The organism is Hespellia stercorisuis DSM 15480, from assembly GCF_900142165.1.
GTDB classification, from domain to species: Bacteria; Bacillota; Clostridia; order Lachnospirales; family Lachnospiraceae; genus Hespellia; species Hespellia stercorisuis.
Genome location: NZ_FQZY01000005.1, coordinates 58987 through 73207 on the forward strand (window position 1 = coordinate 58987; position 14221 = coordinate 73207).

The window sequence follows — 14221 nt, forward strand, 5'->3', positions numbered from 1 at the left end:
ACTCTTCCTCCTAGACTTCTATAGAAATGGCACCGAACGGGCAGTTCCCCAGACAGGCTCCACACTTGATACATTTTTCTGAATCGATGGTAAACGGTGACTTGATCTGGCCGCTGATGGCACTGGCCGGACAGCTTCTCGCACACTTCGAGCAGCCCTTACATTTCTCCGGATCGATCACATAGTTTTTCATGCTCTGACAGACTCCTGCCCGGCACTTTTTATCCACAATGTGCTCCATATATTCCTCCGGGAACGCCTTCATGGTGCTGATTACCGGAAGCGGTGCACTCTTTCCGAGACCGCACAGTGCCGTGCTGGAAATCATATCCGCCAGACTCTCCAGTCTGTCCAGATCCTCGATCTCTCCGTTTCCTTCCACGATCCGCTCCAGGATCTCCAGCATCCGCTTCGTTCCCTCACGGCATGGCACACATTTGCCGCAGCTCTCACGCTGGGTAAAGCTCATGAAGAATCTTGCCACTTCCACCATGCAGGTATGCTGGTCCATGACTACCAGACCGCCGGATCCGATCATGGCTCCCATCTTCTTCAGAGAGTCAAAGTCCAGACTCACATCCAGATCCTTCTCCACCAGACATCCGCCGGATGGTCCGCCGATCTGCACCGCCTTGAACTCCTGATCATTCTTGATTCCGCCGCCGATGTCAAAGATGACCTCCCGCAGGCTTGTTCCCATAGGTACTTCAATCAGCCCTGTGTTCTTCACACTTCCTGTCAGCGCAAATGCTTTCGTTCCCGGACTGTTCTCCGGTCCAATTCCGCGATACCATTTTGCACCGTCATCAATGATCATTGGAACGTTGGCAAAGGTCTCCACGTTGTTGAGTACCGTCGGTTTTCCAAACAGCCCCTGTTCTACCGTACGCGGTGGTTTCACACGCGGCATTCCGCGCTTTCCTTCGATGGATGCGGTCAGCGCACTTCCCTCGCCACAGACGAAGGCTCCGGCTCCGCGGTTGATATGTAAGTGGAATCCAAACTGGGTTCCCATGATATTTTCACCCAGCAGTCCGCACTCCTCTGCCTGTGCGATAGCAAGCTTCAATCTCTGGATTGCCAGCGGATACTCTGCCCTCACATAGATGTAGCCTTCCCGTGCCCCCACTGCATAGGCTGCGATAAGCATCCCCTCGATCATCTTATGAGGATCCCCTTCCATGATGGAGCGGTCCATAAATGCGCCCGGATCTCCCTCATCACCGTTACATACAACGTAGCGCACCGTCTCTTTCTGGGATGCAACCTGTGACCATTTATAGCCGGTCTGGAAACCGCCGCCGCCTCTGCCCCGCAGATTGGCCTCGCTCACTTCGTCCACCACCTCGGCAGGTGTCATCTGGTGCAGCACCTTTGCCAGTGCCTGATAACCACCTGTGGCGATGTATTCCTCGATGTGCTCTGCATCGATGTGTCCGCAGTTTTTCAGCACCAGACGGGTCTGTTTCTTATAAAACGGAATTTCTTCCTGCCCAGCATACTCTTTTCCGTTCTGAGTATACAACAGACGGTGGATCAGTTCTCCGTTTAATATGGTCTTTTCAAAAATCTCTTCACAGTCTTCCGGCTTTACCTTTGTATACAGGATTCCGTGAGGTTCGATGCGCACGAGCGGGCCCATCTCGCAGAATCCGTGACATCCACTTTTTTTGATGCCGACGCTTGGCTGGTCAACTTCCTGTGCTGTCTCCCCGCCCTCTCCATTTTCGCATACATTCTTCTGTGCACTGCCCGGAGCAGCCGTTTTTTTGTACGCGTCTCCATGGGCGATCTCCGGTCCAAATTCTATGGAAACCTGCGGACAATCCTTGGCCAGTTCACACAGCCTCTCATAAATCAAACCGGATCCGCCGGCAAGACACCCGGTTCCCGCGCAGATTAAAATACGGGATGATGTGGCTTCAATCTGTTTTTTTGCTCTGTCCTGCACCCGGTTCAGTTCGTCCCGGCTATTAATTTTCTGCATCTGCTTCACCTCTCAATTTCTTTATCAGCTCCGTAGCGGCCTCCGGTGTCATCCCCGGATACACCTTGTCATTCACTGTCAGAACCGGTGCCAGTCCACATGCCCCCAGACAGGAGACTGTCTCCAGTGTAAACAGCATATCATCCGTCGTCGCTTTTTCTTTTGATAATTTCAGATCATTGTAGAGCCGATCCAGAATCGGAATCGACTTTCTTACATGACAGGCCGTCCCGTCACACACCTTGATCACATATTTCCCCTTTGGCTCAAACGAAAAGTTTTCATAGAAGCTGGCCACGCTGTAGGCTTTTGCCTCCGTGATTCCAATCTCCCTCGCCACATAATTCAGCAGTTCCGGGGGCAGATAACGATACTCTGCCTGAATGTCCTGAATGATTGGAATCAGAGAACATTCTTCTCTTGTGTGCTGTTCTATGATCTCATCTGTTTTTTCATAGAATGATGCATCTAACATACCTTTTTCCTCCTTGTTTATATTGGCTAATATTTCACAATATCGCCTCAATAATTTGTAACATTCTAACATCAATGTCCGATTCCTGCTTATACTTAAAAAATATGAGCATATATACTTTTTCATATGCTATCTGTTTTTCTTTGAATGAAAATTCATTTTTATGCATAAAGTATTGTATTTTTGAAAATGCAATCATGCTTATTGTATATTTAAAAAATTATAGCACTCTGAAAAAAAGCTTTTCCAGAGTGCTATAAAAATTTTCTATATTATTTCTTCACCGTGAAGCGTCTTCACCGTAATTCCATTCACCTCAATGTGATCGTCTACCGCGATTACCAGACACTGTCTTCCGTCAATCAGGCGGGTTTCCACCAGGTCCGCTCTATCCGGATTCACCTTGATCACAATGTCCGGCGTCTCAATGCTGAACTTTTTTGTATCCACAATATTGGCTGCCAGAAGCTCCGTCTTTTCACCGGCAATCTCCTCGTATTCCTTCTCGAATACTTCCATACGCTCCTGCGGCACACCGCTTTTTTCAAACACCTTTTTCACATCCGTTTTTGACAGTTCCAACGGCTCCGGCTCGTCCTTATGCTCTTCCACCATCTCCTGGATCGTCTCATGAATATTTTTCACTACGTCATAATGACAATCCTCCCCGAGAGTATCTGCGATAATCGCGTTAAAGGTCTCCTTCTGTCCGGCCGCGGTCAGCGGTGTAACACTGCCCAGCACATTTTCAATAAACGCCGGCTGAAGCTCCTCCGGTTTCTTCGAATAATAAAGTACACCGTGAATGTCCGAACTCCGGTCATTGAACAGTGGGAACAGGAAACCGTTCACCGGCACATCCACCACCCAGTCGCGAATCCGCTCCTCAATGCTGTTTTTCTCTCCATTGTAGCTCAGGCCTGCCTTTGTCAGATTTACCGGACAGATGCTGCACAGTACGAACTCGTAGACACTGTCTGATGCGTCAAACAGCTCCAGCCCATCCGAAGAACGTCCCGGCACATCATAATTGGCATGAATCAGTATAATATAGTAATTTTCCGCATAATCATAATTTTCAATCACCTTGTCATAGAACTCTTCCAGCAGCATCTCATCCTTCAGCTTGCTGTCTCGAAGATCCAGAAGAAACTTCTGTGTCCCGCCGGCACTCTCCTGCGCGAGTGGAAATTCCATATTCATCAGATTCTTTCCGATGGTTCCGCCCAGCGTCTTTTTAAAAATATCGAAATACTTAAAGCACTCCTCCTCAGGGAGCGAGAGAAACGCTTCTTTCAGCTCCATCTTCTTTTCTTTCTCATGGTCCACATAGCACCCGCAGATTCGTGTGATTGCACAATTATTCGGCGTAAATTGCTTTCTTATCTCCAGTGTTTCTTTTTTATTCATGTTCTTAACCCCTTAATCTTTTTGTAGTTTCTGACTGTTCAAAATCAGACTTCTATATTTTATGTGTAATTCCGATATTTGTCAAATCCTCTCGTAGATCAGACACAGTTGATTCTGGTTATTGCAAAAAACGGGATGAAGCCCCACCGGACTTCATCCCGTTTTCTGTTACAACCATTCCAACGGATAAGGTAAAGCAAAGAAGCTTTGCCACCTCCTGTTCCTTCCCCCGCCGAATGAACCCTTTTAAAAGCAAACTCTAGCAGACACCCTGTGCAAGCATCGCCTCTGCAACCTTCTCAAATCCGGCAATATTCGCACCTACAACGTAGTTGCCTTTCGCGCCGTACTTCTCAGCTGCATCAGACATATTATGGCAGATATTAACCATAATTCCCTGTAATTTGCTGTCAACCTCTTCGAATGACCAGCTCAGTCTCTCGCTGTTCTGTGACATCTCAAGAGCGGATGTAGCAACACCACCAGCGTTTGCAGCCTTACCTGGTGCAAATATCACGCCATTTGCCTGCAGGTACTCTGTCGCTTCCAATGTGGTTGGCATATTCGCACCCTCAGCAACCGCGATGCATCCATTTGCAACAAGTGCTTTTGCATCGTCGATCAGTAATTCATTCTGCGTAGCACACGGAAGAGCGACGTCAACCTTCACAGACCATACACCACGTCCCTCATGATACTCTGCGTTCGGACGATAGTTCTTGTACTCTGTCAGTCTTGCTCTCTTCACTTCTTTGATTTCCTTCAATGCAGCCACATCGATTCCCTCTGGATCATATACCCAGCCTGTAGAATCGCTTGCTGTCACAACCTTGGCACCCAACTGCTGTGCTTTCTGTGTTGCGTAGATTGCCACATTGCCTGAACCGGACACTGCAACTGTCTTTCCTGCCAGTTCCAGACCATTGATCTTAAGCAGTTCCTGTGTCAGATACAATAAACCATATCCGGTAGCTTCTGTACGCGCAAGAGATCCGCCGTAGCTTAAGCCCTTACCTGTGAGCACACCTTCGGATAATCCTCTGATACGTTTGTACTGTCCGTACATAAAGCCGATTTCTCTTGCACCTGTTCCGATATCGCCTGCCGGAACATCTGTGTCAGCACCGATATATTTGCATAACTCTGTCATAAAACTCTGGCAGAATGCCATCACTTCTCTATCAGATTTGCCCTTAGGATCAAAGTCTGAGCCACCTTTACCACCGCCGATTGGAAGGCTGGTTAAAGAGTTTTTGAAAATCTGCTCAAATCCTAAGAATTTGATGATTCCGATATTTACAGATGGATGTAAACGTAATCCGCCCTTGTAAGGTCCGATTGCACTGTTGAACTGTACACGATATCCGGTGTTCACCTGTACCTGTCCCTTGTCATCTACCCAAGGTACACGGAACTTAAACTGTCTCTCCGGCTCTACCAGTCTCTCAAGAAGAGCTTCTCTGCGGTATTTGTCTTCATTTGCCTCCACAACAACTCTCAAAGACTCCAATACTTCTTTTACCGCCTGATGGAACTCCGGTTCTGATGGGTTTTTCTTTACTACTAATTCAATGACTTCATCTACGTATGACATACCATACCTCCTATAATAGTTGAATTAAAAAACAAGCAGACACTGTCTGCTCGTTCCCTTGACATCCTTGTCCTTTACCATAATAAATTGTTAAAGTACTATTGTCAATATTTTTTTGCAATTTTAAACATCAAAACTTGCATTTTACAATTTGAAGTTATCTCCAGATCCTGTCGATAATCATATCCCTGATCTCTGTCACTTTGTCTGGAAGCGAATCCTTCTTCTCCACATACAGCGAATACAAAAAATCCAGTGAGAATCCGATCACGAGAACCACGCCCAGAATCCTGCCGATCCAGAATGGAATCACGTTCACAATCCGCTCCACCACGGTATGGAGGAAGCCAAACAGGAACAAGGTATAGAAGCCCCATGCTATGGTGCTCTCCAAACAAAGGATGCCCTTGTAGTTGAATGGTTTATCCTTGTAATCCCACCATACCTCTCCAAACACGCGATTCATGATGCGTGCCGTCAACCACTCTATAAACGTGGCAAGCAGTGCTCCCATAATAAACAGCTGAACACGATTCCCCTGGTAGGCATTCAGCGCAAAAAACACCGTGAGCGCTCCCACACCATAGATCGGACAGATCGGTCCTCTGGCAAATCCACGGTTCGTCCACTTACGGTTACACAGCGACATGTAGGCCGATTCCACAACCCATCCAAGAATGCTGTATGTTAAAAACCACAACAAAATATGATACCAGTCATTTCCTCCTAATATTCTACTCATCTTATCATTCCCTCTGTAATACTGAATTTAAGTCTCTGTCCACAAAGCAGCGTTTTCTTCTGCTCTTTTCTTTCTATAATGGAAAGCAGATATTTCTTCTGCCTTTTCTTCTTAACGAAAAAATAGAGTGTCTTTCAACACTCTATTCGTCTGCACATATTAGTTAAACTTACGTTTTCTAGCAGCTTCAGATTTCTTTTTACGTCTTACGCTTGGTTTCTCATAATGTTCTCTTTTACGAATCTCTTGTTGAATACCAGCTTTGGCGCAGTTTCTTTTGAATCTGCGTAAAGCGCTATCTAACGTCTCGTTCTCTTTTACGATTACATTTGACATAGTCTCACACCTAACCTCCCTCCAGTCCTATATTGTGCATCATACGACTGTCTGGGTATTTTTTTATTGCACTACATAAGATTATAGCATATTTTTTCGTTACGTCAACTATTTTTTTACAAGTTGTTCTTCTAATATCTCTTTTGCCTTGTTTAAGGCCTCCGGAATCCCCGCCGGATTCTTGCCTCCAGCCTGTGCCATGTTCGGGCGTCCACCGCCGCCACCGCCCACGCAGCCAGCGATTGCCTTGATCAGATTGCCTGCATGTGCCCCGGCTTTTATAGCATCCTCTGTGGCAGTCACCATCAGATTCACTTTTCCGTCATTTCCTGACGCAAGCACCACAACACCACTCTCAAGTCTGCCTTTCAGCTGATCGCCCAGATCGCGCAGACCGTTCATGTCCACACCGTCAACCTGCGCCGCCAGAAGCTTCACTGCTCCGACCTCAGTCACCTGATTCATGACATCTCCCAGTGAATCCTGGGCCTGTTTGCTCTTCAGACTCTCGATCTCACCGTGAAGTTCCTTCACTTCCGCAAGGGTATGGCTGATCTTTTCTGCAAGATTGTCCGGCGTAGCCTTCAAAAGCTTCGCGGCCTCATGCAGCTTCGTCTCGATTTCTTTGTAATAACGGAACACGCCGTCCCCGGTCAGTGCCTCGATACGTCTCACACCCGCAGCAACACCGGATTCCGAAACGATCTTAAATGCTGTGATCACACCGGTATTCGGCACATGGGTACCACCGCAGAGTTCTCTGGAGAAGTCTCCCATAGAGACTACGCGCACGTCGTTCTCATATTTCTCGCCAAACAGAGCCATAGCACCTGTCTTCTTGGCCTCCTCGATGTTCATCACATTGGTTACAACCGGCAGACCGGCCTGAATCTCTGCGTTAACGATTTCTTCTGTCTGTGCAATCTCCTCTGCGGTCATAGCCTGGAAATGCACGAAGTCGAAACGTAATCTGGTCGGTGTTACCAGAGATCCTTTTTGCTCTACATGGTCACCCAGCACCGTCTTTAATGCTTTCTGGAGCAGATGTGTCGCGCTGTGGTTCTTACAGGTATCCATGCGCTCCCTGGAATCCACGGTCAGGGTAACCGGATCGCCATTCTTGATCATCCCCTTCACGACCTGTCCCACGTGGCCGTATTTGCCGCCAAGCAGCTTGATTGTGTCCTCAACCCTAAACTCTCCGTCCGGTCCGCTAATCACGCCTCTGTCGCCCTCCTGGCCACCCATGGTCGCATAGAACGGAGTCCGCTCCACGAAAATTGTACCTTTGTCGCCCTCGGCAAGTGCTTCTACCAATTCTGAATCATTGGTAAGCACGGTAATATCCGAATTGAAAGTAAGATTGTCATATCCTGCAAATTCTGTGGTGACAGATGGATCGATCTGATCGTAAACAGTGGAGTCTGCACCCATGTAGTTCGTCGTCTCACGGGCATTACGCGCCATGGTGCGCTGTTCCTCCATAGCGGCCGTAAATCCTGCTTCATCTACCGCGTATCCCTTTTCCTCCAGAATCTCTTTTGTAAGATCCAGTGGGAATCCATACGTATCATATAGTGTGAACGCACTTCTGCCATCCAGCTGTCTACTTCCAGCCTCCTCCATCTCGTGTTCCATGTTCGTGAGGATGCTCAGTCCCTGGTCGATGGTCTTGTTGAATTTTTCTTCTTCCTGATCCAGAACCTTGAAGATAAATGCTTTCTTTTCTTCCAGCTCCGGATAGCCGCCCTTTGATCCCTCAATTACAGTCTCGCTCAGCTTTGCGAGGAACTGACCTTTGATTCCAAGCAGTCTGCCATGGCGTGCCGCTCTCCGGATCAGACGGCGGAGTACGTATCCGCGTCCCTCATTGGATGGCATAATTCCGTCAGAGATCATAAAGGTAGCGGAACGAATATGATCTGTAATCAGACGGATGGAAACGTCCTTCTGATATTCTGTCTCGTAAGTCACTCCAGCAATCTCACAGACCTTGTTGCGCAGGGCCTGAATGGTATCCACATCAAAAATAGAATCCACATCCTGCACGACAACCGCAAGACGCTCCAACCCCATACCGGTATCGATATTCTTGTGCTCCAACGTGGTATAATTTCCATTGCCATCGTTTTCAAACTGCGTGAACACGTTGTTCCACACTTCCATATAGCGGTCGCACTCACACCCGACTGTGCAGTCCGGTTTTCCGCAGCCATATTTTTCTCCACGGTCATAATAAATCTCAGAACATGGACCGCATGGACCTGCACCGTGCTCCCAGAAATTATCCTCCTTGCCAAAACGGAAGATCCTCTCCGCCGGAATGCCGATTGCTTTATTCCAGATGTCAAATGCCTCATCGTCATCCTGATAAACCGATGGATACAATCTGTCCGCATCCAATCCCACGACCTCTGTCAAAAATTCCCATGACCAGGCAATCGCTTCGTTCTTAAAATAATCCCCAAATGAAAAGTTCCCGAGCATCTCAAAGAAAGTCCCGTGGCGTGCTGTCTTGCCCACGTTCTCGATGTCCCCGGTACGGATGCACTTCTGGCAGGTCGTCACTCTGCTGCACGGTGGGATCTCCGCACCCGTAAAATAGGGTTTCAGCGGCGCCATTCCCGCGTTGATCAGCAGAAGGCTCTTGTCGTTATGTGGTACCAGTGAGAAGCTCTTCATAGCAAGATGTCCCTTGCTCTCGAAGAAATCCAGGTACATTTGTCTCAGCTCATTTACTCCATATGCTTGCATTTCCTTTTCCTCCTAAAGTTGTAACTTGTAAGTCGTTCAGCTCATTGTCGGCAATCAAGCAGGCACGCCCGCTCGATTATGTGCTGTTCCACCATCTCTCAACGATCGTTGTTCGATGATGGACATTCGCCGAGTGGCATTCATGCAGCCATGATGCCGTTCGGCTCATTGTCAGCACAAAAACAAAAGTGGACGCCAGTCCACTCTTGTATGCATCTAACGTACCTCATATCATACCATAGGCACATTGCTTTTTCAATTCCTTCTGCTACTTTAATTCGATTTCCGCATAGTCCTGCGGTGGGATTTCCTTCGTGGAGTTCTTCACAAAATCCGCCAGTGCCTTTTTCGCTTTCGCCACCGGGATATTGGTTCCGGCGCCTGCGATACAGCCGCCCGGGCATCCCATTCCCTCGATCAGACAGCCATTCATTTTTTCGGCCTTGGCGAGTGTCAGAACCTTCTTACACTCTGCCAGTCCCTCCGCATGTTCGATGTTGACATCCACACCTGGATAATACTCGTTGATGCACTTCTCGATGGCCTCCGCAACTCCTCCGGCACAGGCATATCCGCGCCCGGCTCCGGTGGCATCGTGGAAGGAGGATTCTGCCTCAAACTGATTCAGATCGATATCCTTCGCGTCGAAGATTGCCTGCAGTTCCTCGTATGTGATAACAAAATCGACATCACTTCGCACCGTGCGCCTGGATGCTTCCAGTTTTTTGGATGCACACGGCCCGATAAATACGACTCTCGCGTTGGGATGCTCCTGCTTAATTGTTCTCGCTGTGGCAACCATCGGCGTCAGCTCCTGAGATACCTGATCTGCAATATCCGGGAAATATTTTTTTGCCAGCATGGACCAGGACGGACAGCAGGATGTCAGAAGGAACGGCAGTTCTCCGCTTACCACCTTCTCCACATAATGATGTGCCTCTGCGACCGCACCGATATCCGCGCCCAGGGCGACTTCGTACACCTCTGCAAACCCGAGCATCTGAAGGGCTGCCTTGATATTTCTCGGTGTGATGTTCGGCCCGAACTGTCCGACGAAAGCCGGAGCAATCTCGGCGATGATCTCTCCGCCCTCTTTCAATGCCCGAATCAACTGGAATATCTGAGACTTGTCGGAGATTGCTCCGAACGGACAGCTTACCATACACATCCCACAGGACACACATTTGTCGTTGTCGATACGTGCACGTCCAAATTTATCGGATTTTATCGCATTGACCCCGCACGCCATCATACACGGTCTTTCTTTTTTTGCAATGGCGTCGTACGGACAGACGGATTTACATTTTCCGCACTTGATGCACTTCTCCTGATCGATAAACGAACGACCGCCCACCATGGAAATCGCCCCCTTGGGACATACCTCCATACACGGATGTGCCGTACAGCCTCTGCACATATTGCTGACCTCATATTCCTTCTCCTGGCAGGCGGAGCAGGCAGATGGAATTACCTGCATGAGCGGCGGCTCGTAATATTTTTCCGAGATATTGCTCTCCTCAATCCCGGCGGTCAGATGTACCGATCTGTCCTCCGGTCTAAGAGACATTCCCATCGCCAGGCGGAGCTGTTCTCCCACCACGGCGCGAATACGATACTGATCCGTTCCGTATTTGACCACATTCTCATCGACCAAACGGTATGGAATTGCTTCAATATCTGCAGTCAGACTCTCCGGTGTGGAGTTGTATGCAACTCTCGCCACTTCCTCGAATACTTTTCGTCTCATTTGTCTTACGGGTGTTTCCAGTCCTCTTATCATAGGGTTTTCCTCCTCATATAGCATGTTTTGTGTTCTCGTACATCCGTCACTTATTCGTTTAAAAGTTTCTGTGCATAATACACAGACTGCATTGCATCTTTTCCGTAGAAATCCGCTCCGATCATGTCCGCGTAGTCCTGATTCAATACTGCTCCGCCGACCATAACCCTGCAGCCCGGTGCTTTCTCTCGCAGCTGGCGGATGGTGTCCTCCATACTCACCACCGTCGTGGTCATCAGTGCACTGAGACCGACCAGCTTCACGTCGTTCTCACAGACTGCGTCCACCACATCCTCCGGAGGAACATCTTTTCCGAGATCAATCACCTCAAAACTATAGTTTTCCAACAATACCTTCACAATATTCTTTCCAATATCATGAATATCGCCTTTCACGGTAGCCAGCACAATTTTTTCTTTTTTCTCCTCCTGGGTTCCACTTTTCTGGAGTGCCTCTTTTATGACGGCAAAGGATGCCTTCGCTGCCTCAGCGCTCATCAGCAGCTGGGGCAAAAACACGGTTCCTTTTTCAAACCCCTTCCCCACCATATCCAATGCCGGGATCAGATACCGGTTGATGATATCCAACGGTTTTTCCTGCTCCAGAAGCATGCAGGTGGTGTGGTGTGCATCCTCCTTCAGTCCCTTTTCCACCGCCCTTTTCAGGGAGCCGTCCTGACTGCCTGACTGACCGCCTGCAGGATCTGAGGCCGTCTGTGCTGCCGCAGGATTCACGGACATCTGCGCAGATGAGGCAGCTGTCGGGCGATTTGCATAGTTGGCAATATAATTTTCACAGTTCGGATCCATATTCATCAGTGCATGAAATGCGTAGTAGGACTGCATCATGGCGTCGGAGGACGGGTTGATGATTCCCGCGCTCAGCCCCTCATGCATGGCCATCGTATAAAAGTTGGCATTGATGATCGGCCGACTTGGAAGACCGAAGGAAATGTTGGAGACACCGAGCACCGTGTGGACGCCCAGCTTCTCCCGCACCATTTTCAGCGCCTTCAGGGTCGTGACCGCCCCGGACGGTTCTGAGCTGATGGTCATACAGAGAACATCGATCACAATGTCTTTTTTGTCGATCCCATAGGCCGCCGCCTCCGCGATGATTTTCTCGGCAACGGCAAGCCGCCCCTCCGCGGTCTCCGGGATTCCGCTCTCGTCGAGAGTCAGTCCGATCACGACACCTCCGTACTTTTTGATCAGCGGGAAGACTGCATCCATAGATTCCTTTTTCCCGCTGACGGAGTTCACCATCGGTTTTCCGTTGTAAATGCGCATGGCCACGTCCATGGCCTTTGTGTCCACTGTGTCGATCTGAAGTGGAAGATTCGTGACACTCTGGAGCTGTTCTACCACCTCTCGCATCATGGCGACCTCATCGATGTCCGGCAGTCCAACATTGACATCCAGAATATGGGCCCCCTTCTCCTGCTGTGTAATTCCCTCCTTTAGGATGTAATCCAGATTATGTTCTTTGAGGGCTGCCTTAAATTTGCTTTTTCCTGTCGGGTTGATTCGCTCGCCAATGATCTTTGAGCCGATTCCAAGTTCTACCGAGCATCCATAGGAGGAGACGATGGTTCGGTTCTTTTTCGTCTGCGCTCTCAGAGTACGTCCGTCACATTCTGCAATCATATGCCGGATGTGCTCCGGTGTCGTGCCGCAGCACCCGCCGATCACAGCCGCACCTCGTCCGACTACCTTCTGCATCGTCTCTGCAAATTCCTGTGGCAGGACATCATAACAGGTCTCCCCGTCGCGCTGCACCGGAAGACCTGCGTTCGGCTTCACAATGACAGGAATCGATGCATACTCCATAATAGAGTCCAGTATCGGAAGCATCTGCTCCGGGCCCAGTCCGCAGTTGATTCCCAGCGCATCTACGCGAAGACCTTCCAGCAGTGCCACCACCGAAGGAACATCCGCCCCTGTCAGGAGCTTTCCCCGTTCGTCAAAGATCATGGTGACAAATACCGGAAGGCTCGTCTGCTCCTTCGCAGCGAGAACTGCCGCCTTCACCTCGTAGGTGTCACTCATGGTCTCGATGTGAATCAGATCGGCACCGCTCTCCTCCCCATAGCGCATCACTTCCGCGAACGCCTGGTAAGCATCCTCAAAAGCCAGATCCCCCATGGGCTTCAGAAGTTTTCCGGTGGGTCCCACATCCAGTGCAACATAGGTCTCTCTGTCTCCTGTGACTCCAAGTTTTGCTCCTTCTTTTGCATGACGCACCGCCTGTTTGACGATTTTCTCCAGACTCAGTCCCTCCTCCTGGAACTTCAGCGCATTGGCGCCGAAAGTATTCGTCAGAACAATATCACTTCCCGCAGCATAATACTGCCGGTGTATATCGACAATCTCTTCTTCGTGGGTCAGATTCCATGTCTCCGGAAGTTCCCCCGGATTCAATCCCTTCGCCTGAAGCTGGGTCCCCATTCCACCGTCAAAGAAGAGTAATTCTTTTCCTAATTTATCTAAAATCATACCGTATCCCTTCTATATATACAATCTTTCTTCCCGCAGACTTCGCATCCCTTCTTATGACAGTTCTCCTGCGTGCTGCTGACACCGATCAGTGCCGTCACTGACTTTGTTGGAGACATCATAAAGCTGTCTGTCATGGTAAGACCGATTTTTTTTGCACAGTCCAGCATCTGCATCAGCGGTCTCTGATAGTGAATATCAAAATCCCCGTAGCCCGGGCTGAATCTCGGTCGAATATATTCACCCTCCCGTTCCAGGCTGACCCTGATTTCTTCCTGGCACTCATCACAGTATTCCTCCAGCATCGCCGCTGCAGCTGCCTGCAGTACGACTACCTCCGCCATGCTCATCAGAGCCTTCCGCGTGAGCAGACGATCCACCTCCGCCCCCAGTGTGGCTCCGAAAAGCACCACTCTGTGACAGCCCTTCAAGTTCTTGGAAAGGTTCCTGCTCTCAAGGTGTACCGTTCCTATTTTATAGTAATTTTCATCCGTCTCGTGCAAATCAAAGATGCGATAGATTGATTTACAATTCGCCACCGATTCCAGATTCCGGAAAGAATCTGAAATCATGGCGATCGTCGTCGAATCTACCGCATGGTTTCCATACCCAAGATAACGAATGGTCTCTTTTGTTCTGTTATCCATG

10 protein-coding genes are annotated in these 14221 nt (G+C 49.1%); all 10 read right to left on the reverse strand.

Translation table 11 applies throughout. The features are described from left to right. Positions 1-10 precede the first annotated feature (10 nt). The 10 genes from BUB85_RS00310 to BUB85_RS00355 all read right to left on the reverse strand — a co-directional run bounded on the left by BUB85_RS00310 (position 11) and on the right by BUB85_RS00355 (position 14220). Positions 11-1987 carry a NuoF family protein gene (locus BUB85_RS00310; protein WP_073103584.1) on the reverse strand — a complete coding sequence of 659 codons (1977 nt, stop codon included), beginning with the start codon at positions 1985-1987 and terminating at the stop codon, positions 11-13. Continuing rightward, the gene (locus BUB85_RS00315) at positions 1974-2462 is read right to left on the reverse strand and encodes a complex I 24 kDa subunit family protein (RefSeq protein WP_073103587.1); all 489 of its coding nucleotides are present in this window, start codon (positions 2460-2462) and stop codon (positions 1974-1976) included. The genes BUB85_RS00310 and BUB85_RS00315 overlap by 14 nt, the downstream gene beginning before the upstream one ends. 267 nt (positions 2463-2729) lie before the next feature. After that, a complete protein-coding gene (locus BUB85_RS00320) occupies positions 2730-3872 on the reverse strand; it encodes a DUF4317 domain-containing protein (protein WP_073103590.1) in 1143 nt (380 codons plus the stop codon). A 259-nt stretch (positions 3873-4131) separates the two neighbouring features. After that, positions 4132-5466: an NADP-specific glutamate dehydrogenase gene (gdhA, locus tag BUB85_RS00325; RefSeq protein ID WP_073103592.1), complete on the reverse strand. Its 1335-nt coding sequence runs from the start codon at positions 5464-5466 to the stop codon at positions 4132-4134. A gap of 157 nt (positions 5467-5623) precedes the next feature. Further along, entirely contained in the window at positions 5624-6208 is a 585-nt protein-coding gene (locus tag BUB85_RS00330) for a putative ABC transporter permease (protein WP_073103595.1), read from the reverse strand. Positions 6209-6367: 159 nt separating this feature from the next. Further along, positions 6368-6544: a 30S ribosomal protein S21 gene (rpsU, locus tag BUB85_RS00335; protein ID WP_006864570.1), complete on the reverse strand. Its 177-nt coding sequence runs from the start codon at positions 6542-6544 to the stop codon at positions 6368-6370. 108 nt (positions 6545-6652) lie between these two features. Further along, on the reverse strand, positions 6653-9298 hold the full coding sequence (alaS, locus tag BUB85_RS00340; RefSeq protein ID WP_073103597.1) for an alanine--tRNA ligase: 2646 nt from the start codon (positions 9296-9298) through the stop codon (positions 6653-6655). A gap of 268 nt (positions 9299-9566) precedes the next feature. Beyond that, positions 9567-11078: a 4Fe-4S dicluster domain-containing protein gene (locus BUB85_RS00345; RefSeq protein ID WP_073103600.1), complete on the reverse strand. Its 1512-nt coding sequence runs from the start codon at positions 11076-11078 to the stop codon at positions 9567-9569. Positions 11079-11128: 50 nt separating this feature from the next. Beyond that, a complete protein-coding gene (locus tag BUB85_RS00350; protein WP_073103603.1) occupies positions 11129-13573 on the reverse strand; it encodes a homocysteine S-methyltransferase family protein in 2445 nt (814 codons plus the stop codon). Then, on the reverse strand, positions 13570-14220 hold the full coding sequence (locus tag BUB85_RS00355; RefSeq protein ID WP_073103605.1) for a vitamin B12 dependent-methionine synthase activation domain-containing protein: 651 nt from the start codon (positions 14218-14220) through the stop codon (positions 13570-13572). The genes BUB85_RS00350 and BUB85_RS00355 overlap by 4 nt, the downstream gene beginning before the upstream one ends. Position 14221: the final 1 nt, after the last annotated feature.

What these genes read in the sequence shown, in the direction of transcription:
- BUB85_RS00330 (WP_073103595.1), bottom strand. Translation starts at nt 6,208, where the DNA reads ATGAGTAGAATATTAGGAGGAAATGACTGGTATCATATTTTGTTGTGG.
- BUB85_RS00355 (WP_073103605.1), bottom strand. Translation starts at nt 14,220, where the DNA reads ATGGATAACAGAACAAAAGAGACCATTCGTTATCTTGGGTATGGAAAC.
- BUB85_RS00310 (WP_073103584.1), bottom strand. Translation starts at nt 1,987, where the DNA reads ATGCAGAAAATTAATAGCCGGGACGAACTGAACCGGGTGCAGGACAGA.
- BUB85_RS00315 (WP_073103587.1), bottom strand. Translation starts at nt 2,462, where the DNA reads ATGTTAGATGCATCATTCTATGAAAAAACAGATGAGATCATAGAACAG.
- BUB85_RS00345 (WP_073103600.1), bottom strand. Translation starts at nt 11,078, where the DNA reads ATGATAAGAGGACTGGAAACACCCGTAAGACAAATGAGACGAAAAGTA.
- alaS (WP_073103597.1), bottom strand. Translation starts at nt 9,298, where the DNA reads ATGCAAGCATATGGAGTAAATGAGCTGAGACAAATGTACCTGGATTTC.
- BUB85_RS00320 (WP_073103590.1), bottom strand. Translation starts at nt 3,872, where the DNA reads ATGAATAAAAAAGAAACACTGGAGATAAGAAAGCAATTTACGCCGAAT.
- BUB85_RS00350 (WP_073103603.1), bottom strand. Translation starts at nt 13,573, where the DNA reads ATGATTTTAGATAAATTAGGAAAAGAATTACTCTTCTTTGACGGTGGA.
- gdhA (WP_073103592.1), bottom strand. Translation starts at nt 5,466, where the DNA reads ATGTCATACGTAGATGAAGTCATTGAATTAGTAGTAAAGAAAAACCCA.
- rpsU (WP_006864570.1), bottom strand. Translation starts at nt 6,544, where the DNA reads ATGTCAAATGTAATCGTAAAAGAGAACGAGACGTTAGATAGCGCTTTA.